Source organism: Aestuariibaculum lutulentum (assembly GCF_032926325.1).
Taxonomy (GTDB): domain Bacteria; phylum Bacteroidota; class Bacteroidia; order Flavobacteriales; family Flavobacteriaceae; genus Aestuariibaculum; species Aestuariibaculum lutulentum.
On record NZ_CP136709.1, the window covers coordinates 1624229 to 1647500 of the forward strand.

General features: G+C 35.4%; 21 protein-coding genes, 1 tRNA gene and 1 rRNA gene (1 of these 23 only partly in view). 17 read left to right on the forward strand and 6 right to left on the reverse strand.

The annotated features are described in order from the left end of the window. Positions 1-12: 12 nt before the first annotated feature. The 3 genes from R1X58_RS06980 to R1X58_RS06990 all read right to left on the reverse strand — a co-directional run bounded on the left by R1X58_RS06980 (position 13) and on the right by R1X58_RS06990 (position 1431). Entirely contained in the window at positions 13-444 is a 432-nt protein-coding gene (locus R1X58_RS06980) for a DUF2147 domain-containing protein (protein WP_240572634.1), read from the reverse strand. Positions 445-490: 46 nt separating this feature from the next. Further along, positions 491-1063: a hypothetical protein gene (locus R1X58_RS06985; protein WP_240572635.1), complete on the reverse strand. Its 573-nt coding sequence runs from the start codon at positions 1061-1063 to the stop codon at positions 491-493. 288 nt (positions 1064-1351) lie between these two features. Next, a tRNA-Leu gene (locus R1X58_RS06990) sits at positions 1352-1431 on the reverse strand. Positions 1432-1578: 147 nt separating this feature from the next. On the opposite strand from R1X58_RS06990, the gene R1X58_RS06995 reads away from it, so the two are divergent. The 15 genes from R1X58_RS06995 (at position 1579) to R1X58_RS07065 (ending at position 16467) form a co-directional block, all read left to right on the forward strand. Beyond that, positions 1579-2520 (forward strand): ribose-phosphate pyrophosphokinase, encoded by a 942-nt coding sequence (locus R1X58_RS06995; protein WP_240572636.1) that lies wholly within the window; start codon positions 1579-1581, stop codon positions 2518-2520. 60 nt (positions 2521-2580) lie between these two features. Next, entirely contained in the window at positions 2581-3186 is a 606-nt protein-coding gene (locus R1X58_RS07000) for a 50S ribosomal protein L25/general stress protein Ctc (protein ID WP_240572637.1), read from the forward strand. Between the two features lie 87 nt (positions 3187-3273). Continuing rightward, positions 3274-3840, forward strand: coding sequence for an aminoacyl-tRNA hydrolase (pth, locus tag R1X58_RS07005; protein WP_240572638.1), 567 nt, complete (start codon positions 3274-3276; stop codon positions 3838-3840). Between the two features lie 56 nt (positions 3841-3896). Continuing rightward, positions 3897-5867 carry a M43 family zinc metalloprotease gene (locus tag R1X58_RS07010; RefSeq protein ID WP_317293014.1) on the forward strand — a complete coding sequence of 657 codons (1971 nt, stop codon included), beginning with the start codon at positions 3897-3899 and terminating at the stop codon, positions 5865-5867. 68 nt (positions 5868-5935) lie between these two features. After that, positions 5936-6874, forward strand: a complete 939-nt coding sequence (locus R1X58_RS07015; protein WP_240572691.1) for a bifunctional riboflavin kinase/FAD synthetase — start codon at positions 5936-5938, stop codon at positions 6872-6874. Positions 6875-6947: 73 nt separating this feature from the next. After that, positions 6948-8219 carry a serine--tRNA ligase gene (gene serS / locus R1X58_RS07020; protein ID WP_240572640.1) on the forward strand — a complete coding sequence of 424 codons (1272 nt, stop codon included), beginning with the start codon at positions 6948-6950 and terminating at the stop codon, positions 8217-8219. 531 nt (positions 8220-8750) lie between these two features. Further along, positions 8751-10529, forward strand: coding sequence for a tetratricopeptide repeat protein (locus R1X58_RS07025; protein ID WP_240572641.1), 1779 nt, complete (start codon positions 8751-8753; stop codon positions 10527-10529). A gap of 88 nt (positions 10530-10617) precedes the next feature. Further along, positions 10618-10941 carry a DUF4286 family protein gene (locus tag R1X58_RS07030; protein ID WP_240572642.1) on the forward strand — a complete coding sequence of 108 codons (324 nt, stop codon included), beginning with the start codon at positions 10618-10620 and terminating at the stop codon, positions 10939-10941. 93 nt (positions 10942-11034) lie between these two features. Continuing rightward, positions 11035-11835 (forward strand): 16S rRNA (adenine(1518)-N(6)/adenine(1519)-N(6))-dimethyltransferase RsmA, encoded by an 801-nt coding sequence (gene rsmA / locus R1X58_RS07035; protein WP_240572643.1) that lies wholly within the window; start codon positions 11035-11037, stop codon positions 11833-11835. A gap of 3 nt (positions 11836-11838) precedes the next feature. Next, positions 11839-13248 carry a magnesium transporter gene (mgtE, locus tag R1X58_RS07040; protein ID WP_240572644.1) on the forward strand — a complete coding sequence of 470 codons (1410 nt, stop codon included), beginning with the start codon at positions 11839-11841 and terminating at the stop codon, positions 13246-13248. 187 nt (positions 13249-13435) lie between these two features. Beyond that, positions 13436-14371: a 2-hydroxyacid dehydrogenase gene (locus tag R1X58_RS07045; RefSeq protein WP_240572645.1), complete on the forward strand. Its 936-nt coding sequence runs from the start codon at positions 13436-13438 to the stop codon at positions 14369-14371. A 22-nt stretch (positions 14372-14393) separates the two neighbouring features. Beyond that, positions 14394-14852 carry a DUF1801 domain-containing protein gene (locus tag R1X58_RS07050; RefSeq protein WP_240572646.1) on the forward strand — a complete coding sequence of 153 codons (459 nt, stop codon included), beginning with the start codon at positions 14394-14396 and terminating at the stop codon, positions 14850-14852. A 2-nt stretch (positions 14853-14854) separates the two neighbouring features. Further along, a complete protein-coding gene (locus R1X58_RS07055; protein ID WP_240572647.1) occupies positions 14855-15241 on the forward strand; it encodes a VOC family protein in 387 nt (128 codons plus the stop codon). 30 nt (positions 15242-15271) lie between these two features. Continuing rightward, the gene (locus R1X58_RS07060) at positions 15272-16036 is read left to right on the forward strand and encodes a sulfite exporter TauE/SafE family protein (protein ID WP_240572648.1); all 765 of its coding nucleotides are present in this window, start codon (positions 15272-15274) and stop codon (positions 16034-16036) included. A gap of 71 nt (positions 16037-16107) precedes the next feature. Then, positions 16108-16467 carry a TM2 domain-containing protein gene (locus R1X58_RS07065; protein ID WP_240572649.1) on the forward strand — a complete coding sequence of 120 codons (360 nt, stop codon included), beginning with the start codon at positions 16108-16110 and terminating at the stop codon, positions 16465-16467. Positions 16468-16508: 41 nt separating this feature from the next. Here R1X58_RS07065 and R1X58_RS07070 read toward each other — a convergent pair whose 3' ends face one another. The 3 genes from R1X58_RS07070 to R1X58_RS07080 all read right to left on the reverse strand — a co-directional run bounded on the left by R1X58_RS07070 (position 16509) and on the right by R1X58_RS07080 (position 20197). Beyond that, the gene (locus tag R1X58_RS07070) at positions 16509-18353 is read right to left on the reverse strand and encodes a GNAT family N-acyltransferase (RefSeq protein ID WP_240572650.1); all 1845 of its coding nucleotides are present in this window, start codon (positions 18351-18353) and stop codon (positions 16509-16511) included. A 112-nt stretch (positions 18354-18465) separates the two neighbouring features. Next, complete coding sequence (locus R1X58_RS07075; protein WP_240572651.1) at positions 18466-19716, reverse strand: aspartate kinase; 1251 nt, start codon at positions 19714-19716, stop codon at positions 18466-18468. A gap of 1 nt (position 19717) precedes the next feature. Continuing rightward, positions 19718-20197 (reverse strand): GNAT family N-acetyltransferase, encoded by a 480-nt coding sequence (locus R1X58_RS07080; RefSeq protein ID WP_240572652.1) that lies wholly within the window; start codon positions 20195-20197, stop codon positions 19718-19720. A gap of 120 nt (positions 20198-20317) precedes the next feature. On the opposite strand from R1X58_RS07080, the gene fbp reads away from it, so the two are divergent. After that, positions 20318-21322: a class 1 fructose-bisphosphatase gene (fbp, locus tag R1X58_RS07085; RefSeq protein ID WP_240572653.1), complete on the forward strand. Its 1005-nt coding sequence runs from the start codon at positions 20318-20320 to the stop codon at positions 21320-21322. A 900-nt stretch (positions 21323-22222) separates the two neighbouring features. Beyond that, positions 22223-23272 (forward strand): 16S ribosomal RNA (locus R1X58_RS07090); it runs 468 nt beyond the window's last position.

Sequence of the window (23272 nt, forward strand, 5' to 3'; positions counted from 1 at the left end):
AAAAGTTTTTCTTTACTTTATTCTTATGTATTCTTCATAAATTTTCCATACTGGTTTTTCTTCTCCTTCATTTTCAATAGGGCCTTCAATAGTCCAGATATCTCCTTTTATGGTGCTTTTAAAAGAAAATGATTTACCGATAAGAGAAGGGTCCGAAAAGTATTTTAGATGTTCTGTATAAATGTTTCCTCTAAACGTGTATTCGCCACCGTTAAACATGCTGTTTTGAATAGAGTCTGCCTGAACAATGGTGGCAAAGTGTGTTTTGTTTATTATTTTCACCATGTTTATCATGTCGTCTCCTGTAGCTGTATAGGTTGTGTCTGGAAGGATATATAATTGCTTAACCGATTTCCAAGTGCCTTCTAAGGAAGGTTGAGCAAATGTGAATGTTAGGAATCCTAATGAGAATATAAGGGTGATTATAGCTGATTTTGTTTTCATAATGTTTTGTTTTAGAGTGAAATAGATTTTTATTTTTGTAAAAAAATTAATCAGATAAATTAAAAGTTAGTTTTTGAGAATTGTCAGCATTTATCAAATCAACCATATATCTAGATCGTGGTTTGTTTTCACTTTTTTCATAAATAAACAGAAGTGATGATTTTGAGGTAGACCAATTAGGGTGTGTAGAAAGTAATTTATCTTTAACATCTAGCGGAGGATAAACGTTTTTATATGTTTCATAGGTTTCAATTATTTGCCCATCTTTATTAAAAACGATTACAGCTTTCGAGTCTTTTAAACCTTGGATTATAGCTTTAAATTTATCACAACTGGGGCAGTCACTTTTTAAATTTTTAATGTCGTATTGGGCGATTAAACGTTGCACTTCTATAATATTTTCGGGAATGTTATCTCCAAATATGGATGATAAATATTCCGTGGATTTATCTAAATACAGATTGTTTATAATTAAAGCTGATTTAGCATTTGTAATTTCTACTTCCGATAAGATAATAGCTTCGGCAATTGTTTCTGGGATAGCATCTTTAAAAAGAATAGTTTGAGAATAGGCAAGACTAGTAAGACTTATAAACCAAATTAAAATTAATGTTTTCATGAGTTGATGTTTTTAGATTAGACGAATTGTGGTTGTACCATTTAAAGTGGTACAATTTACTTTTACAAAAAGTGTTTGTAGTCCTAAATTGTCCATGATAGAAAACATCGGATATATATTCTTAAGTTTTCAAAGAAAGGGTTTTGTAAAGTTTGTGAAAATTAACTTTCCTTGTTAGTACTTATGTTGCAAAAACATATAATTTTTTTGTTGATTGGAGAAGTTAAAAAAAAGGAGTTTAGGAATGAAATAAAAAAACCTTTGAAAATATTTTCAAAGGTTTTTAAGTACTCAAGGTGGGAATCGAACCCACACTCCGAAGAATCGGATTTTGAATCCGACGCGTCTACCAATTCCGCCACTTGAGCGTTTTAGCGAGAGCAAAAATATATAAAATTTTCATAATTACGATAAAAATACTGGGTATTATACTTTTTAGGTAAAAATAAATGTCTAAATTTGCACCTCGTTAAAAAACAAGCTGCGCTTTTGCGCTAAAAAACAACAAGTTAGCTATGCCGACAATTGTAACTGAAGCCAAAATTTTTGCATGTACCCAAAGCCAGGTACTGGGAGAGAAAATCGCTAAGGCTTTTGGAACCGAATTAGGAAAAGTGAAAATGTCGACTTACAGTGATGGGGAGTTTCAACCATCATATGAAGAGTCGATTAGAGGTACTCGTATCTTTATTATTGGTTCGACAAATCCAGGACCGGAAAACTTAATGGAAATGTTGTTAATGATTGATGCTGCTAAGCGTGCATCGGCAAGACACATCACCGCTGTTTTACCATATTATGGATGGGCAAGACAAGATAGAAAAGATAAGCCAAGAGTGCCTATTGCTGCAAAACTTGTTGCTAAAACTTTAGAAGCTGCCGGAGCTACCAGAATTATCACCATGGATTTACATGCTGATCAAATTCAAGGGTTCTTCGAGAAACCAGTTGACCATTTATTTGCTTCAACTATTTTCTTACCATATTTACAAAGCTTAGGGTTAGATAATTTAACTATCGCATCGCCAGATATGGGTGGTTCTAAGCGTGCTTATGCTTATGCAAAAACCTTAGGAAGTGATGTAGTTATTTGTTACAAGCAACGTGCAAAAGCCAATGTAATTTCTCATATGGAATTAATTGGTGATGTAACTGGTAAGAATGTGGTATTAGTTGATGATATGGTTGATACCGCAGGAACATTAACTAAAGCAGCCGATTTAATGATGGAGCGAGGTGCATTAAGCGTTAGAGCAATATGTACACATGCGTTATTGTCTGGTAATGCTTACGATAATTTAAATAATTCAAATTTAGAAGAACTTATAGTAACAGACTCTATTCCTGTTAAGCCATTAAGCGATAAGATTAGAGTATTAAGTTGTGCCGATTTATTCGCTGAGGTGATGGAAAAAGTACACAACAACCAATCTATTGCTTCTAAATTTGTAATGTAAAAAAGACTTGAAAGTACATTAGTACTTCCAATATAAACAAGTAATAATAAATAAATAATTATGAAATCAATTACAATCAACGGATCTCAAAGAGAAAGCGTGGGCAAAAAAGCAACTAAAGCCTTACGTAATGCTGGTCAGGTTCCTTGCGTATTATACGGAGGAGATAAGCCAGTTCATTTCTCAGCAGAAGAATTAGCTTTCTCAAAACTAGTATACACGCCTAATGCGCATACAGTTGTGATTGCTTTAGAAAATGGTGAAACTTACAACGCGGTATTACAAGATATCCAATTTCACCCGGTAACCGATGCTATCATGCATATCGACTTCTACCAATTATTCGAAGACAAAGAAATTACTATGGAAATTCCTGTAGTATTAATTGGTAACTCTCGTGGTGTTAAAAATGGTGGTGTTTTACGTAAAAACAAACGTAGCTTAAGAGTTAAAGCTCTTCCAGCTAACTTACCAGATTTTATCGAAGCAGATATCACGCCATTAAGAATTGGTGGTAAATTATACATCACTACTTTAGAAAACGATGCATACAAATTTATGCACCCAGATAACACTGTAGTGTGTCAAGTAAGACGTTCTAGAAACTCAGTTGCTGATACTGATGAGGACGAAGAAGAAGAAGTAGAAGCAGCTGCAGCTGAATAAGACTATTCTTAAATTAAATATGAAAGCATCCTGTATTCGGGATGCTTTTTTATTTTTACAAAAGATTACAATTTACGATAACATGTTATGAAGAAGTACTTAATCGTTGGTTTAGGAAACATAGGAGACAAATATGAACATACCCGTCATAATATTGGGTTTAAAATTTTAGATTATTTCGCTAAAGCGGAAGATGTTACTTTTACAACTCAAAAATTAGGAGACGTCGCTGAATATAAATTAAAAGGAAGAACTTTTATTTTGTTGAAGCCAAATACCTATATGAATTTGAGTGGAAAGGCTGTATTATATTGGTTGACTAAGGAAAAAATTCCTTTAGAAAACTTATTAGTTATTACCGATGATTTAAATCTTCCATTTGGAAGCATTCGAGTAAAAGCTAAAGGAAGCGATGGTGGGCATAACGGATTAAAAGACATACAAGCTAAACTGAACACTACCAATTATAATCGTTATAGATTCGGAATTAGTGATACTTTTAATAAAGGTCAGCAGGTCGATTATGTGCTTGGTGAGTGGACAGACGAAGAAAATGATAAGCTAAAAGAACGTTTGGAAAAATCGGTTGAATTAATAAAATCCTTTGGGTTAGCAGGATTATCAAATACTATGAATAGTTTTAATGGAAAGTAAACTTTTTTTTAATCTCTTGTTTAAATAATGTAAATTAGAGCATTACTTTTTGTTTTATGAAAAAAAAAATAATCTTCCTTCTTCTAGGAATAAGCTTTTGTTTTAATGTTTTGGCGCAAGTCGACAAAGAACAAAATTCTTTAATAAGATGTGGTTCCGATATGTATAATGAACTTATGCTTAAAGATTATCCAGAAATGATGGGTAGTGTGGTGTATGAGGATAATTTGAAAAAAGCCATATCGATTCGTAAATCTTTAAAACAAACAAACACAAAACAAACGTCAGTTGTAGTAACAATCCCTGTGGTTGTTCATGTGCTGCATAACGGAGAAGATATAGGATTAGGTTCTAATATTAGCGATGCTCAAATATTGTCTCAAATAGATGTGCTAAATCAAGATTTTAGACGTCAGATAGGGACACCAGGTTATAATGATCATCCTGACGGAGCTGATATTGAAATTGAATTTTGTTTGGTGCAAAAGTCTCCAGAAGGTTGTCCTACGAATGGTATCGACAGAATTGATATAGGTCAAGATGGGGTTGTTGAGACTGATCAGGAAGACGGTTATACAAAAGTTAATGCATTTAAGCCTTCGACAATATGGGACCCATCCAGTTATTTGAATATATGGACTGTAGCTTTCAATGGTGGGTCTGGGCTGCTCGGTTATGCTCAACTTCCAGGAGGGAACAGTGAGACAGATGGTGTTGTAATTAATTATAAGCATTTTGGAAGTATAAATTACGATGATGGTAGTTTTTCGTTAAATGGCCCCTATAATGAAGGAAGAACAACAACTCATGAAATAGGTCATTTTTTAGGATTATATCATACGTTCCAAGGTGGCTGTTCTGGGGAAAATGCTAATTCAGGAGATTTTTGTGAAGATACTCCGGCGGTAAGCGAGGCGAATTATAACTGTCCAGTAGGTGTCGATTCATGCCCTAACTCAGGGGGAGTGGATATGATTGAGAATTATATGGATTATACGCAAGATTCCTGCATGAATATTTTTACCCAAGATCAAAAAGATAGAATGCTAGCGACTTTAGCAACTGAAATAAACAGAAGTTCATTAATAACATCTGACGCATGCTCACCTCCTGCTTCGGTTGATGATGATTGTAGTATTTTAATACAGGGATTGAATTTTAGTGATTGTTCACAGATTGCACCGCAAGTTAGATTGACAAATTATGGAAGCTCAACAATGGCTTCGGCAACAATCTCTTATCAGATTGACTCAGGGGCAAAACAAGTATTTAATTGGTCAGGGTCGTTAGATTATCTAGAAGAAATAATTGTAGATTTGCCTATTCAAAACGTAGCTTTAGGTAATCATAATTTGGTTGTTTCGGTATCAAACCCGAATGGAAATGTAGACGCTAGAGATTGTAATAACGAGTCTACCGTTAACTTTGATACGGCAATTGATGTTTCAGGTACTTCTATGCTTTATCTGTCTATTATTCCAGATGATTATGGAAGTGAGATTACCTGGGAATTTGATGATGGTGTTAAGCGTCTTACTGGTGGTCCTTATACCGATGGTGATAGAACTGAAATTACCAGAACATTTTCTTTAAGAAGTGATGGTTGCTACACTTTTAAAATTATGGATTCTGCAGGGGACGGTATTTGTTGTGGAGAATATGGAGACGGATCATATCAATTGACAGATGACCAAGATAATATTGTGGTTTCAGGAGGAAGCTATGGAGATGAAGAAATAACTTCACTATCAGCATTAACTTTAAGCTTGAATGATTATTTTTCAAAAGAGAATATTAAAATTTATCCAAATCCAGCATCAAATACTCTAAATATTTCATTGGGTATAACCAGCGATTTACCTGATGGTTATGAGATTTATAGTGCTTTAGGACAAAAACTTAGAAAGTCTAATGTTGTGGATAATTCTGATTTGAATATTAATACATCACAATTAAAATCTGGATTATATTTTATAAGAATTGAAAAAGAAGGGTATTTTGTGTCCTACCCATTTGTGAAAAATTAGTAGTGAATCAAAGCTGAAACGTCTAAACTTCTTTTTTTATAGGTCTATTATATCTAATTTTGTTTAAAATTTTTAGTTTGGAAGTTATAAGCACTTTAGATAAGTTACCTGAACATGATACCGTAGTAACTATTGGTACATTCGACGGAGTTCATATAGGGCATCAAAAAATAATCAACCGTTTAATTAATACAGGTAAGGCGTCGCACTTAAAATCTGTAATTCTAACCTTCTTTCCGCATCCACGCATGGTGTTGCAAAAGGATTCAAATATCAAATTAATTAATACTATTGACGAGCGACGTGCTATTTTAGAAGGCTTAGGTTTAGATTATTTACTTATTAAAAAGTTTACACAGGAATTTTCTCGTTTAACAGCCGAGGAGTTTGTAAAGCAAATTCTGGTAGATACGCTTCATGCCAAAAAAGTAATTATTGGTTACGATCATCGTTTTGGTCGAAACAGGAATGCCGATATTAATGATCTTAGAAAGTATGGTGAACTTTACGGGTTTGATGTCGAAGAGATTTCGGCTCAGGATATTGACGATGTTTCAGTAAGTTCTACTAAAATTAGAGCAGCCCTTGAAGAAGGCGATATTGATAAAACGAATGCTTATCTTGGTTATAACTTTATGCTTACAGGAACTGTGGTTGAAGGGAAAGCCTTAGGGAGGCAAATAGAGTATCCAACGGCAAATATTCAAATAGAAGAAGATTATAAGTTAATACCGAAACAAGGTTCTTATGTTGTTAAATCTGTTATTGATGGAAAGCAGGTTTTCGGTATGATGAATATTGGTACAAACCCAACCGTTAAAGGGAATAAAGAAACCATTGAAGTTCATTTTTTCGACTTCAACAAAGATATCTACGGACAGCAAATTCAAATAGACCTGTTACACCGTATTCGCGATGAGAAAAAATTCGAATCGGTAGCGGCTTTAAAAGAACAATTGCAAAAAGATAAAGAAACTTCATTAACATATATTGCATCGCACTTTTAATTGGATTTTTAGGTTTAAAAAGCAATCTTAATATTTTGCAATTCATTAAATTTGTCGCTTAAATTTTATACTCATGTTACAAGTCCCTTTTATTAGAGAAAACAAAGATTTGGTAATTAATCGCTTAGCAAAACGTAATATCGATGCGACTGAGATGATTAATAATGTTATTGCATTTGATGAAGACAGACGTCGAATTCAAACAGAATTAGATAACACCTTAGCTGAATCGAATGCGTTATCCAAAGAAATAGGAAACTTGTACAAGTCTGGAAAAGCTCAGGAAGCAAATGTGCTAAAGGAAAAAACAAGCGAGTTAAAAGAGCTTTCAAAAGAACTTACTGAGGCATTAAATACGAAATCAACCGAGTTGAATGAGTTGCTTTATAAAATTCCTAATGTACCTAATGATATTGTTCCGGCAGGTTCAAGCGAAGAAGATAATTTAGAGGTTTTCAGCGAAGGTGATATTCCAACATTATACGAAGGGGCTTTACCACACTGGGAACTGGCTAAGAAATACGATATTATCGATTTCGAATTAGGAAATAAAATTACCGGAGCAGGCTTTCCGGTTTATAAAGGTAAAGGCGCGCGTTTACAACGTGCATTAATTGCATACTTTTTAGATAAAAATACAGAAGCAGGTTACACAGAATTTCAGTTGCCGCATTTAGTGAATGAGGCTTCAGGTTTCGGTACAGGTCAGTTACCAGATAAAGAAGGACAAATGTATCATGTAACCGCCGATAATTTATATTTAATTCCAACGGCTGAGGTTCCTGGAACAAACATTTTTAGAGATGTAGTGCTTAATGAAAGCGAGTTGCCAATTGGAATTACTGGATATACACCATGTTTCCGTCGTGAGGCTGGAAGTTACGGAGCGCATGTAAGAGGGTTAAACCGTTTACATCAGTTTGATAAAGTTGAAATTTTACGTGTGGAGCACCCAAGTAAATCTTACGAGGCTTTAGATGGTATGGTAGAGCATGTAAAAACCATTTTACAGGAGCTTAAATTACCATACAGAATTCTAAGATTATGCGGAGGTGATTTAGGGTTTACTTCGGCGTTGACTTACGATTTTGAAGTGTTCTCTACAGCGCAGGATCGTTGGTTAGAAATTTCATCGGTGTCTAATTTTGAAACCTTCCAGGCAAACCGTTTAAAACTGCGCTTTAAAAACAGTGAAGGTAAAAACGAATTGGCGCATACTTTAAATGGAAGTTCTTTAGCTTTACCTCGTGTTTTAGCTGGAATTTTAGAGAATTATCAAACCGAAGAGGGCATTGTAATTCCTGAGGTTTTACAACCGTATACAGGTTTTAAAATCATTGATTAACAGAATAACAAAAATCGAGTAAAAAACTTACAAATTACTCGATTTTTTTGTTTTTAAATCGATAAAGTGTTAATTAGTGACGTTTTTTAACGATTAATTGCCTTATTTCTTGGTGTTTATGATTTATTTTTCGAAGTTAGGAGTTCCAAAACTAAAAAATCTAACCTACCATGAAAAATGTTAAGCGCCTACTTATTCTTATCACGTTAATTTTTGTCGCTTCTAAAGTTTTATTTTCAGATGTTGATATTTTTCACTCTGAACATAAAACCGAGAGCGTTGCTAACTTAAAATAGCAGTTAACGGTTAGATTTCAATATTCTAAATATTTTTATAATTAAGTGTTCAATCTAAACTGTCTATCATCACTTATGTGGTGCAATTAAGACTGTCCCCAATCGAGTGTTACTTTCGTTTTAGACGGTAGTTAATAGAACATTAATTTTGGTTGGTTATGCCCGAATGTTATTCGGGCATTTTTTATTTTAGGAAGATGTCACTTCTACAAAGGGCATTTATTATATTTACGGTATGAGATGTCTTATTATTTTATTTCTAATAGTTAGTTCGGCTGCTTTTTCACAAAGTGATGTGCTGGCGCGCGAGTATTTTAATAATGGCGATTTCGAAAAGGCGTTATTTGAATACAAGAAGTTGTATGCCGAATCACCTTCAAATGTGAATTACATTAATCAAATTGTAACAACTCATCAGGAGCTTGAACAATATACTGAAGCAGAGGTATTTCTTTTAAAATTAATAGAGCGCATAAATTATCCGGCCTTTAAAGTCGATCTAGGTTATAATTATCAGCTTAAAGGCGATATGGAAAATGCCAGATTCTATTACGATGAAGCACTTAAAAGTATAGAAGAAAGACCGAGTAATGTATTTGCGGTTTCAAAAAGTTTTCAGAATCACACCTTATTAAACGAAACCATTCAGGCGTACGAAAAGGCAATGGTTTTAAACCCGGAGTATAATTTCAATTTGCAATTGGCACAATTAAATGGAGAGCTGGGAAATATTGAAGAGATGTTTGTTGGCTACGTCGATTTTGCCGAAGCCAATCCTATTGCCTTGAGTAATGTAAAACGATTTATAAGTGAGTTTATAAGTGAGAATGACGATAATGAAAACAATGTCATTTTCAGAAAAATTCTGCTTAAAAAATTACAACAGGAACCACAAATACTTTGGAATGAATTGCTGAGTTGGTTGTTTATTCAACAGAAGGATTACAATAAGGCATTTATGCAGGAGAAGGCCATTTTTATGCGTCAGCCTGAAAGTCTCGATAAAATTGAAGATCTGGCAGAAATTACCATAAGTGAAGACGAACTGGACATTGCTAAAGATATTTTAATGTTCATTATTGAAAATGCTCAGGATACAGAAGTATTACTCAATGCACATTATAATTTAATACAGATTGAAACCAGGCAAACACCAAAGGAAGATTATTCGGCTATCGATAAAAAATATCAGGATTTATTTAATCAGTATGGGGTGTCCTTACTAACTTTTAAATTACAGTTGGGCTATGCTCATTTTTTAGCGTTTACAAATAATGAACCGGATAAGGCTACTAAATTTTTAGAAGACACTTTAAAATTGCCGTTAAATGAAATGCAAAAGGCAGAGGTTAAGCTCGAGCTTGGCGATATTTTAGTACTACAGGAAAAGTTCAACAATGCCTTAATTTATTATACTCAGATTCAACGTAATTTAAAAAATAGCACTATTTCTCAGGAAGCACGTTTTAAAGTTGCAAAAACGAGTTATTATAAAGGTGATTTTAAATGGGCGGAATCACAGCTTAATATTCTTAAAGCCTCAACATCACAATTAATAGCTAATGATGCGTTAGATTTAAAACTCCTGATTACCGATAACAAATACGATTCAGATTCTTTACAGACGGCATTAAAACTTTATGCTAAAGCCGACTTGTTGGCATTTCAAAATAAGGAAGAAGAGGCGATAGGTTTGCTGAATAAAATTCTGAATGAACATAAAACCGAAGCGATAATTCCTCAGGCCTTGTTTAAGCAAGCCCAGTTGTTTGAAGCTCTTGAACAGTTTGAGCAGGCTAAAGCCAATTATGAAACTATTGTAGAAAATTATAGTGATGGTATTTTAGTAGATGATGCACTTTTTAGCATAGCCGATATTTACGAGCATATTCTCAATCAGCCGGAAAAAGCTAAAAGTTATTACGAACAAATTATATTTAATCATGCCGATAGCATTTACTTTGTAGATGCCAGAAAACGCTATCGTGCCTTACGTGGCGATTTTATTAATTAGCCTTAAATTAACTTTAAACTCCAATTTTAAGGTAAATTACTTTGATGCTGTTACAGAACTACGGTACTTTGCAAAAAATAGTTTCATTATGTACATATACAACGTAACTTCAAATATAGAAGACTCGATTCACGAGCAATGGTTAGCATGGATTAAAGAACATATTCCGCAGGTATTATCTACTGGAAAGTTTAAAACAGCCACTTTAACACGGGTATTGGTTGAAGAAGAAATGGGAGGTGTTACGTATTCAGTGCAATACAGAGCAATTTCTCGAGAGGCTTTAGATGAATATTTTAGAGACCATGCGGCTGTGCTAAGAAACGATGCCGTAAAACGATTTGGAGATAAAGTGTTATCGTTTAGAACAGAGTTACAAATTGTAGACGAGTATACGGTAGACTTTAAGTAAACCCTGTTTTTAGGAATTCAGCTTGAATTCATTGTAAACTCAGGTATTCCGAATTATAAAACTTACTTTTGCATTTAAAATATTCTATATTCTGTGGCAAATAATTCCAATCAACATCAGGTAAAAGCTAAAAAGCATTTAGGACAACATTTCTTAAATGATGAGAGCGTAGCACAAGACATAGCAGATACCCTTACCTTAAACGGTTACAAATCTGTTTTAGAGATTGGTCCGGGTATGGGTGTACTTACAAAATATCTGCTTAAAAAAGACATTACAACGTATGTGATTGAAATTGATACGGAGTCGGTAGAATATTTACAGGCTAATTACCTGAATTTAGCACCAAGAATCATTGAAAAGGATTTCTTAAAGTACGATTTAAACGAAATTTTTAAGGGAGAACCTTTTGCAATTATTGGAAACTACCCGTATAATATTTCAACACAGATTGTTTTTAAAATGTTGGAGATGCGCGACCAGATTCCGGAGTTTTCAGGGATGTTTCAAAAAGAAGTAGCCGAGCGCATCTGCTCTAAAGAAGGCAGTAAGGTTTATGGTATTTTATCTGTTTTGGCTCAGGCATATTATGATGCCGAATATTTATTTACGGTACCGCCAAATGTGTTTAATCCGCCACCAAAGGTCGATTCAGGAGTGATGCGATTAATCCGTAAAGCCGATTACAGTTTGCCATGCGACGATGCTTTATTTTTTAAAGTAGTAAAAGCCGCATTTCAGCAGCGAAGAAAAACCATTCGTAATAGCTTAAAAACATTCGATTTAAGCGATAATTTAAAAGCAAATAGTATATTTGATAAACGCCCGGAACAATTAAATGTTCAGCAGTTTATAGAACTTACTCAATTAATAGAAAACGATATTAAAGCATAGCATTTGGCAGAAGAAACAGAAAACATACAATTTGAGCTAACGGACGATTTAGTAAATCAGGTAGAAAGTCTTATCCGTCTAAACCGCGATAAGGACCTTAAAAACCTGTTAGACGATTTCCATTACGCCGATATTGCCGAGATTCTTGATGAACTGGATCTCGAAGAAGCGATGTATGTTATTAAACTTCTGGATTCTGAAACCACGGCAGATATTTTAATGGAGCTCGATGAAGACAATCGGGAAAAAGTCCTTAGAAATTTATCGACCAAAGAAATTGCCGAAGAAATTGCCGAGCTGGATACCGATGATGCCGCCGACATTATTGCTGAACTTCCAGAAGAACGTCGCCAGGAAGTAATCTCACAAATTGAAGATGAAGATCATAAGGCTGAAATTACAGAACTTCTTAAATATGATGAAGATTCTGCCGGCGGACTTATGGCAAAAGAGCTGGTTAAGGTCTATGACACCTGGACGGTGGCCGGTTGCTTACGTCGTTTGCGCGGACAGGCCAAAGAAGTAACCCGTGTACATTCGGTGTATGTGGTCGATAAGCAGGAAAAACTTGTTGGTCGTTTGTCGCTAAAAGACTTAATAGTTGCTAAAAACGAACAGAAAATTGCCGATATCTATATTTCCAGTGTAGATTATGTTAACGTCAACGACGATGCCGAAGATGTGGCGAGAGTCATGCAGAAATACGATTTGGAGGCTATTCCCGTGGTAGACGATGATATGAAGCTTTTAGGTAGAATTACCATCGACGATATTGTCGATGTTATGAAAGAAGAGGCCGAGCGTGATTACCAGTTAGCTGCCGGTATCTCGCAGGACGTAGAAGCCGATGATAGTATTTTCGAACTCACCAAAGCACGTTTGCCATGGTTACTTATTGGTATGTTTGGCGGACTTGGAGCAGCGGCAATTATTACTGTATTTCAATCGGCAATAAGTGACTTAACAAAAATAAGTGACTTAACATTAATGAAGGAATTGGCAATGCTAACTTCTTTCGTGCCTTTAATTCAGGCCACTGCAGGGAATGTGGGGGTGCAATCTTCAGCTATTGTCGTGCAGGGTCTGGCTAACGATACCATTGACGGCAAAATATTTAAACGTTTATTTAAAGAGTTTTTACTGGGATTGATTAATGGTTTAGGTATTGCATTAATCGTTTTGCCAATAACACACTTTTTATTCGATACCCCATATTTAGTATCAACTACAATTTGTATAGCTCTTATAGCAGTTATTGTTATTGCTGCTTTAATTGGAACTTTTATTCCTATTTTCCTTGATAAAAGAGGTATCGATCCCGCGGTTGCAACGGGACCTTTTATTACAACCAGTAACGATATTTTCGGTATTTTAATTTACTTTTCAATCGCTAAACTTATTTTAGGATTTTAATGTTTAGGGCGTTATCCTTCGCCAAAGCTCAGGGTCGGGCTGTTCGCTAAATCTTTTCTTCGTGCTGAAATTCTTCAGCATCTCAAAAAAGGATATCGCTGCCATCCCTAACGCGGCCTATTATTTGTCATACTGAACTTGTTTCAGTGTCTCGATTATCGTTATTTTTGTGGTCTAATTATTTCACATGAAAATCCTTCATTTAGACACCAATCACGAGCTTATGCTAAATCAGTTAAACGATTTAGGATTCACCAATCATGAAGATTATACTTCTTCAAAGGAAGCAGTCGAAGCAAAAATTTCAGATTATGATGGTATTATTCTTCGTAGCCGCTTTACTATCGATAAGCAATTTCTAGATGCTGCAACGAATCTTAAATTCATCGGTCGTGTTGGTGCTGGTTTGGAAAATATCGATTGCGAGTATGCCGAGCAAAAAGGCATTGCCCTTATTGCTGCTCCTGAAGGAAATAGAAATGCGGTTGGCGAGCATGCTTTAGGTATGTTGTTGTCATTATTCAATAAACTTAATAAGGCCGATCGAGAAGTGCGACATGGCCAATGGTTACGTGAAGCCAATAGAGGCATAGAGCTTGATGGCAGAACGGTTGGAATTATTGGTTATGGAAATATGGGGAAAGCCTTTGCTAAAAAACTTCGCGGATTTGATGTTGAGGTATTGTGTTATGACATAAAAGATGGTGTTGGCGATGCCAATGCGAAACAAGTACGTTTAGAAGAATTTCAGGAAAAGGTAGAAGTGGTTAGCTTACATACACCACAAACCCCGTTAACCTTACGAATGATTAATTCCGATTTTATCAATGGATTTAAAAAGCCGTTTTGGTTCATCAATACCGCACGTGGTAAAAGTGTTGTGACTCAGGATTTGGTCGATGCCTTAAAATCAGGTAAAATACTTGGAGCAGGTCTTGATGTATTAGAATACGAAAAAGCATCGTTTGAAACGTTGTTTTCTTCAGAGTTGCCGGAGGCATTTCAGTATTTAATCGATTCAGAAAATGTATTGCTAACGCCACATGTTGCCGGTTGGACAGTGGAAAGCAAAGAAAGATTAGCCCAAACTATAGTCGATAAGATTAAAGCTAAATTTTGTTAACTTTAGGAAACTAAAGTTAATTATGCAATATCAAGCTGAAACACCAGAGGCATACATAAAACAAGTTCCTGAAGAGCGTCAGGAAGCATTGAGAGAACTTCGAGAAACTATCAATAAAAATCTTCCGGAAGGATTTCAGGAAGGTATGCAATATGGTATGATTGGCTATTTTGTACCGCATACCATCTATCCTGATGGTTACCATTGTAAACCAAGTGAACCTTTGCCATTTATGAGTTTTGCTTCACAGAAAAATTCGGTGAACCTCTATCATATGGGGGTGTATGCAGTTCCGGAAATTTACGATTGGTTTGTGAGTGAATATCCAAAACATTGCAAACGTAAACTGGATATGGGTAAAAGTTGCATTCGGTTTAAAAAAGTAGAGGATATTCCTATTGATTTAATTGCAGAGCTATGCACGAAACTTACCCCTGAGCAATGGATTGTTATCTACGAGACTAACATTAAAAAGAAGTAATTATGAAGAAACGTGTTACAGGTATTGGCGGATTGTTTTTTAAATCGAAAGATCCAAAGGCTTCCAAGGATTGGTATAAAAAACATTTAGGGTTTAATACAGACGATTACGGGTGTACCTTTTGGTGGAACGATGCAGAAGGTAAAGATTGTTCCACACAATGGAGTCCGTTTCCTGAGGATACAAAATATTACGAGCCTTCTAAAAAGGAATTCATGTTTAATTATCGGGTTGAGAATTTAGCTGAATTATTAGAAACTTTAAAAGCCGAAGGCGTTACTGTAATTGGAGAAATGGAAGAATACGATTATGGTAAGTTTGGCTGGATTCTGGATAATGAAGGGAATAAAATTGAACTTTGGGAACCTATAGATAAAGCCTTTTTGTAATTTAGTATTCCAAACAAACATGTTATACCATTGAATTACTCAGACATTCTTCAGGCATTTAATCTTACTATATTTCAATGGGTGGCTATTGCCTTTGCAGCTTTTGTTTTAGGATTGTCAAAATCTGGAATTAAAGGTATAGGTATTATTATCATTCTTGTTCTGGCTTTTGTTTTTGGAGAAAAGGCTTCTACAGGTATTTTACTTCCTATGCTTATTGTCGCAGATATTTTTGCGGTGGTTTACTATAATAAACATGCCAAATGGAACTATATCTGGAAACTTATGCCGGCCATGGTAATTGGTGTATTAGTAGGTGTTTGGGTGGGTAATGATATTTCAGAAGAGCTCTTTAAACGCATTATGGCTATTATCATAATCGGTTCGGTATTTATTATGTTTTACACCGAAAGAAAACCGCTTAACGATGTGCCAAATAATGTTTGGTTTGCTTCATCGATGGGATTTTTAGCAGGTTTTTCTACCATGGTTGGTAATCTTGCAGGGCCAATTGCTAACATTTATTTTCTGGCAACACGATTACCAAAGAATGAATTTATTGGTACAGCAGCCTGGCTATTTTTTATAATAAACGTATTTAAATTGCCTTTCCACTTTTTTGTATGGCATACGGTAAGTGTAGAATCTTTAGTATTGAATTCCGTGTTGATACCTTTTGTTATTATTGGTTTCTTTTTAGGAGCCTACGCCGTCAGGTTAATTTCAAACGTTAATTACCGACGCTTTATTCTTGTTGTTACGGCCGTTGGAGGTGTTGTAATGTTATTCAGGTAATATATTGTTTACAATAGAATAGAATTTTTCACTAATTTTAGTGAGTCTAATCAATTAATAACGTTTTACTTATGTCAGAAGATAAAAATTTAAACGACGATTTAAAGGATAAAGCAAAGGAATTTGCTGATGGAGCAAAGGAAACTGCTAAAGAATTTACAGAAGGTGCAAAGGAGGCTTACAGCAGTTTTGAGAATCCGGCTGAAAATAAAAAGATACTAGCAGGAATCTTAGCGATTTTAGTGGGTTATTTAGGAATTCATAAATTCGTTTTAGGCTATACTAAAGAGGGAATTATTCAGTTAATCGCAAGTGTTGTAACGTGTGGAATTGCCAGTATTATTCCTATTATTGAAGGAATCATTTATTTAACGAAAACGGATGCCGATTTTTATAACACCTATCAAGTTGGAAAGAAACCTTGGTTTTAATAAAATAAATCAAATAGAGCTATAAAAAAAGAAGAGAGCAATTAGTCGTTGCTCTCTTCTTCGTTATTACCATTCATAAACTTGCGTTCCAATTCGGCCTGAAATTCTTCCATTACCGGTTTTACGGTGCTTTCAGGCAAGTCGGCTATTTTAATATACATTAGCCCGTCTACCGAATTATTAAATAGCGGGTCGACATTAAAAGCAACTAAACGCGCATTTTGTTTAATATATTTTTTAAGCAACACAGGCAAACGTAATGCTCCTGGCTCTACTTCATCAATAATTTTATCGAATTTATTTAAATCGGCTTCGGTTTCATCAAACACAAAGTCTTTATCGGCATCTTTCAGCTTGACTTTAAATTCCTTTTTCGGGCGCACATATTGTGCAATATATGGGTCGTAGTAATGCGATTTCATAAATTCAATCATCAACGATTTTGAGAAGTTTGAAAACTGATTACTAATACTCACGCCTCCAATCAGGTATTTGTGTTCCGGGTAACGAAGCGTGATATGTACGATACCTTTCCATAACAGGAATAAAGGCATTGGTTTTTGCTGATACTCTTTAATAATGAACGCACGTCCCATTTCAATAGACTGGCTCATCATTTTATACAATTCGGGTTCGAACCTGAATAAATCCTGTAAATAAAACCCGTTGATACCGTATTTTTCAAAAATCTGAGAACCAAGACCCATACGGTAGGCGCCAACGATAAGTTTGGTTTCGTTATCCCATAAAAACATATGGTGATAGTAGGTATCGAAATTATCTAAATCGATAGATTCGTTAGTGCCTTCGCCAACCTCTCTAAACGTGATTTCGCGCAAACGACCAATCTCTCTTAATACATTTGGAATCTTTCCTGGCTCGGCTAAAAAGACCTCGTAGTTTTTACTTTGTAACAATCTGGCATCTTCTTCACGTAACGCATCAACTTCTTTTGTCATTAAGGCATTGTCTACCGGAGTTACAATATTTTTAGGAGGTTTAGGTGTTTTTAGAGTCGATGAAATATTGTCTAAAATTTTTGGTTTGTCTTCAAAAGCATTAGACAGCATATAGGTTTTACGTCTTAAAAATTCTGAGAAATCGTCAAGATTTGCATATTCCTTTTGGTCGGCTACAGAAATAGGTCTGCCTATACGTACTTTAATAGTACGGCGTTTTTGTGTTAGTAACTCCGAAGGTAATTTGGCCGTTCTTAGTGTATCACTAATTTTCGAAAGTTTGTAAAACAATTTACTGTTTTTAGCATGAAAGTAAATAGGGACCACAGGAACTTCTGCTTTTTTAACCAGTTTCATGGCAGCTTCTTCCCATGGGCGATCGACAACGAGTTTGCCGTCGCGATAGGTTGAAACTTCTCCGGCAGGGAAAATACCAAGCGGATGCCCTTCTCTTAAATGTAGAATAGCGTTTTTAAATCCGGCAAGACTTGATTTGGCATCTTTTCGGTTTTCAAATGGGTTTACCGGCATAATAAAAGGAACCAATGGCTCAATTCTATGCAGCAAAAAGTTGGCTATAATTTTAAAATCTTTGCGTTGTTCAAGCATCAATTTTAAAAGTAAAATACCGTCTATTCCACCTAGTGGGTGGTTTGAAACTGTAATATACGCCCCGTCTTTAGGTAAACGTTTTAAATCCTCTTCAGGGATTTCAAATTTTATTTTAAAATCATCTAAAATAGCATCCAAAAAAGGAAGTTCGTTTAAATGTTTATTTCGGTTGTAAATTTTGTTGAGTGTAGAAATTTTAAGCACTTTCATCAGGAGCCATCCTAAAAAAGTACCTATAAAACCATATTTCGCTACATGTATTACTTTAGCGACTTCTTTGGCAGTAACCAACCCTGTATTTTGCTGTTTAGTCATGGGTGTAAAAGTACTAAATTGTTTATTTACTCAATAATTGAGATTTAAAATCCTTTAAAGTTTGCTGTAAAACAGGTAGGTTGTTAAACCTTAATTAGTTGGCTTTTAAATTTTACTTGCTAACAATTTGTACGGTTTCTTGAGTTAATTGTTTTAATAATATTGTTTTGTCTTTTTCAATTTGGTCAATGGCTAATTGATTATAATGTCTGATAGTGTATAGTGAAACATTCTCTTGACAAGTTACCTTAAATTTTGCTTTTAAATGATGTAGTAATTTTTCAAGATTGTTATAATTGTCATCAATGCAAACCGAAAAACTAATCGCGGAATTTTGGATAACATCTACTTTCATTTTGTATTGATGCAGTAAATAAAAAATTTCGCTAATGTTCTCTTCAACGATATACGAGAAATCTAACGATGATAGCGATATTAATATTTGATTTTTTTTCACAATAAGACAGGGAATCATCGGGTCGAGGGTAATGTTTTTGCCAATGCGCGTTCCTGCTGCTTCTGGATGTAAAAACGATTTAACGTATAACGGAATTTCTTTTGCCTGTAGTGGTTGTAGGGTTTTCGGGTGAATAACCGAAGCGCCGTAAAAAGCCAATTCTATAGCTTCTCGATAACTTATTTTGTTTAACAACTGCGCGTTTTCGAAAAATCTCGGATCTGCATTTAAAACACCAGGCACATCTTTCCAGATAGTAACACTGTTCGCATTTAAACAGTAAGCGTAAATAGCTGCTGTATAGTCGCTGCCTTCACGTCCTAACGTAGTTGTGAAATTATTATCGTCACTTCCTAAAAAGCCTTGCGTAATGTTTAAAATCTTAGGGTTAAATTGTTTTGTAATGCGTTCTTGGGTGGCTTCCCAGTTTACATGTGCGCGTCTGTAATAATTGTCGGTTTTTATATGGTTTCGAACATCAATCCAGTTATTGGTAATGCCAATACTGTTTAAATATTCGCTGACAATGGTTGTGGATATAAGTTCGCCAAAACCGATAATCTGATCGTAAACAAAATTATAATCGGGCGATTTATTACTTTTTAAAATGCTGTTAAGTTCGTCGAATAATGATTTTACATTCGCATAAACCTGGTGTGAATCGTCTTCAAAAAGTGTTAATAGTATTTCGTTGTGGTATTTAATAACATCCTGAAGGGAGCTTTGCAATTCTGGTTTGTTATCAAAATAGTTTTTAATAACAAGTTCTAAGGCATTGGTTGTTTTTCCCATAGCCGAAACCACAATCAGCGTATTTTTGTACCCTGTTTTTTGAAGTACAGATGCCAGGTTTTTTACACCTTCAGCATCTTTAACCGATGCGCCACCAAATTTAAATACCTGCATGTTATAAGTTCGCTATATAATCTTTTATGCCTTGCTCGCTTAAATGTACAACATTCCAATCTCTTAATACATTGGCTCCTTTTTTCTCGTAAAGATTTATTGCCGGAGTGTTCCAGTCTAAAACTTCCCAGTTAATACGTCTAACACCTAAGCTGTGACCAAATTTAACAACCTCGTCAAGTAAAGCTGTGCCAATACCAGAACCACGCATATCTTCACTAACCACTAAATCTTCGAGGTGTAATATGCGCCCTTTCCAGGTTGAATAGCGGTGAAACATGATGGCTGTACCTTGTACTTTACCATCTACTTCGGCAACCAGACATTCAAATGCAGGTTTATTTCCAAAGCCATCATTTTCAAGATCTTCAATGGTAACTTCAACGGCATCAGGTTCTTTTTCAAATACAGCGAGCTGGTTAATTAGTTCCAGTACGCGTGTCATATCTGCTTTAATAGCTTTTCTAATTGTGAAATTCATAATAATTAATAATTATTTCAAAGATAGTTTAAACTGTATTATTTAATTTGTTTTCTTAATTGAAAACGTTGTAGTTCATTAAAAAATAATGGATATTTGTACAAACTAAACCGTCGCTTTATGTCACATAAAAAACAAACATTAGGAGAATTTATAATCGAAAACCAAGCGTCGTTTAAATATTCTTCTGGTGAACTTTCCAGTCTCCTTAATTCCATTCGTTTAGCTGCAAAAATAGTAAACCACGAAGTTAATAAAGCAGGACTGGTTGATATTATTGGGGCTGCCGGAGATACCAATATTCAAGGTGAAGATCAGCAAAAGTTGGATGTTTACGCTAACGAAAAGTTTATTCAAACCCTTACCAAGAGAAATATTGTTTGTGGTATTGCCAGTGAAGAGGAAGATGATTTTATTACTATTAATAGTATTGATGAAAATCATGGTAACAAATATGTAGTATTGATTGATCCTTTAGATGGGTCTTCAAATATTGATGTAAATGTATCGGTAGGAACTATATTTTCAATTTATCGTCGCGTAACGCCGGTAGGAACACCTGTGACTATCGAAGACTTTTTACAAAAAGGAAGCAAGCAGGTGGCTGCGGGGTATATCGTTTACGGAACATCAACCATGTTGGTTTATACTACCGGCGATGGAGTTAATGGTTTTACATTGAATCCGGCAATTGGGTCGTTTTATTTATCACACCCGAAAATGGAGTTTCCTGAAGATGGTTATATTTATTCAGTTAACGAAGGAAATTATCTTCAGTTCCCTCAGGGAATTAAAGACTATATTAAGTATTGTCAGAAAAATGAGGGAGACAGACCTTATACATCCAGATACATAGGCTCACTAGTTTCCGATTTTCATAGAAATATGATTAAAGGAGGTATTTATATGTATCCGCAAAGTTCTAAAAATCCTAAAGGAAAGTTACGATTGCTTTACGAATGTAATCCAATGGCATTCTTAGCAGAACAGGCAAACGGAAAAGCTAGCGATGGATTTACTAGAATAATGGATATTCAGCCAACCGAGTTACACGAACGTGTGCCGTTTATTTGTGGAAGCAAAAATATGGTCGATAAATGTGAAGAGTTTATGAAGAATTCATAACATACAATATAATGATGTAAGGAAAGCGGACTGAGAAGTTCGCTTTTTTTATAACATGGTTTTCCTTTTGGCGTTCCCCTGTCCTGAGTATAGCCGAAAGACAATATCATTTTATGCTACTATACATAATAGTATAATATGTAGTATTAGTTAATACTTATATATATAGTATAAAATAAAGAAAGTAGGAGGTAGCCATAAAAAGGATACTGCTTCCATCCCTAAGGCAAAATCATCTTCCTATAATATATAATAGTAGAGTTCTTCCTTATATAGGTACTATAAAACCGAAGGTTTTTGACTTAATCAGAGAGAAACAATGAGTTAACTTAAAAATAATTTATTTGTAACTCGTTGGTAATAAAGAGAGAATAAAAAACTTTTTAAAAAAGGCATAAAAAAGTTTGTTTGGTAGAGAAAAAGGGTGGTATATTTGCAGCCCGTTAGCGGCGAGTCTGCTGCGGTAAGTTCATAAAAAGATAGCGATACGAGGTTTAGAGATTTGATTTTCAGGTCAAAGAGAAAAACTTCAAAAAAATATCAAAAACATCTTGTCGGAATTAAAAAAGGTTGTATGTTTGCAGCCGCAAAAATAGCGAAGGTTATGAGTAGCGAAGTTCTTGTAAGAAGTGCTGATATAGTTGAGAAAACGAAGTTTTAAAGCTTCAAAAATTTTTTCAAAAAAAAAAGTATCAAAACTATTGTGAGGTTAAAAAAAGGGTTTTATATTTGCACCCGCTTAACGAGGAAACGAGTTAAGAGATAAAGAGAAATAAGTTCATAAACATATTGAATTGACAGCGTAAGATTTAAATTGGAAACGATTTAAATCGACTAAGAGAATAAACCATTTTGAGTACTAGAGATTCCAATTAGTTGTTAAATAATATTTAAAATTTAACGATGAAGAGTTTGATCCTGGCTCAGGATGAACGCTAGCGGCAGGCCTAACACATGCAAGTCGAGGGGTAACAGGGAGCTTGCTCTGCTGACGACCGGCGCACGGGTGCGTAACGCGTATACAATCTGCCTTGTACTGGGGGATAGCCTTTAGAAATGAAGATTAACACCCCATAGTATAATTACTTCGCATGGAGTTTTTATTAAAGGTTACGGTACAAGATGAGTATGCGTCCTATTAGCTAGATGGTGTGGTAACGGCACACCATGGCGACGATAGGTAGGGGGCCTGAGAGGGTTATCCCCCACACTGGTACTGAGACACGGACCAGACTCCTACGGGAGGCAGCAGTGAGGAATATTGGACAATGGTCGAAAGACTGATCCAGCCATGCCGCGTGCAGGAAGACTGCCCTATGGGTTGTAAACTGCTTTTATACGGGAAGAAACCACTCTACGTGTAGAGTTCTGACGGTACCGTAAGAATAAGGATCGGCTAACTCCGTGCCAGCAGCCGCGGTAATACGGAGGATCCAAGCGTTATCCGGAATCATTGGGTTTAAAGGGTCCGTAGGTGGATGATTAAGTCAGAGGTGAAATCCTGCAGCTCAACTGTAGAATTGCCTTTGATACTGGTTATCTTGAATCATTATGAAGTGGTTAGAATATGTAGTGTAGCGGTGAAATGCATAGATATTACATAGAATACCAATTGCGAAGGCAGATCACTAATAATGTATTGACACTGATGGACGAAAGCGTGGGGAGCGAACAGGATTAGATACCCTGGTAGTCCACGCCGTAAACGATGGATACTAGCTGTTCGGATTTCGGTCTGAGTGGCTAAGCGAAAGTGATAAGTATCCCACCTGGGGAGTACGTTCGCAAGAATGAAACTCAAAGGAATTGACGGGGGCCCGCACAAGCGGTGGAGCATGTGGTTTAATTCGATGATACGCGAGGAACCTTACCAGGGCTTAAATGTAAGTTGCATGATTTAGAGATAGATCTTTCTTCGGACTACTTACAAGGTGCTGCATGGTTGTCGTC

Coding starts and splice junctions, on each gene's coding strand:
- pth (WP_240572638.1), top strand. CDS start 3,274: ATGAAGAAGTACTTAATCGTTGGTTTAGGAAACATAGGAGACAAATAT.
- R1X58_RS06995 (WP_240572636.1), top strand. CDS start 1,579: ATGCCGACAATTGTAACTGAAGCCAAAATTTTTGCATGTACCCAAAGC.
- R1X58_RS06985 (WP_240572635.1), bottom strand. CDS start 1,063: ATGAAAACATTAATTTTAATTTGGTTTATAAGTCTTACTAGTCTTGCC.
- R1X58_RS07050 (WP_240572646.1), top strand. CDS start 14,394: ATGCAATATCAAGCTGAAACACCAGAGGCATACATAAAACAAGTTCCT.
- R1X58_RS07075 (WP_240572651.1), bottom strand. CDS start 19,716: ATGCAGGTATTTAAATTTGGTGGCGCATCGGTTAAAGATGCTGAAGGT.
- R1X58_RS07025 (WP_240572641.1), top strand. CDS start 8,751: ATGAGATGTCTTATTATTTTATTTCTAATAGTTAGTTCGGCTGCTTTT.
- fbp (WP_240572653.1), top strand. CDS start 20,318: ATGTCACATAAAAAACAAACATTAGGAGAATTTATAATCGAAAACCAA.
- R1X58_RS07010 (WP_317293014.1), top strand. CDS start 3,897: ATGAAAAAAAAAATAATCTTCCTTCTTCTAGGAATAAGCTTTTGTTTT.
- R1X58_RS07055 (WP_240572647.1), top strand. CDS start 14,855: ATGAAGAAACGTGTTACAGGTATTGGCGGATTGTTTTTTAAATCGAAA.
- R1X58_RS07030 (WP_240572642.1), top strand. CDS start 10,618: ATGTACATATACAACGTAACTTCAAATATAGAAGACTCGATTCACGAG.
- R1X58_RS07045 (WP_240572645.1), top strand. CDS start 13,436: ATGAAAATCCTTCATTTAGACACCAATCACGAGCTTATGCTAAATCAG.
- R1X58_RS07065 (WP_240572649.1), top strand. CDS start 16,108: ATGTCAGAAGATAAAAATTTAAACGACGATTTAAAGGATAAAGCAAAG.
- R1X58_RS07070 (WP_240572650.1), bottom strand. CDS start 18,353: ATGACTAAACAGCAAAATACAGGGTTGGTTACTGCCAAAGAAGTCGCT.
- R1X58_RS06980 (WP_240572634.1), bottom strand. CDS start 444: ATGAAAACAAAATCAGCTATAATCACCCTTATATTCTCATTAGGATTC.
- R1X58_RS07080 (WP_240572652.1), bottom strand. CDS start 20,197: ATGAATTTCACAATTAGAAAAGCTATTAAAGCAGATATGACACGCGTA.
- R1X58_RS07000 (WP_240572637.1), top strand. CDS start 2,581: ATGAAATCAATTACAATCAACGGATCTCAAAGAGAAAGCGTGGGCAAA.
- serS (WP_240572640.1), top strand. CDS start 6,948: ATGTTACAAGTCCCTTTTATTAGAGAAAACAAAGATTTGGTAATTAAT.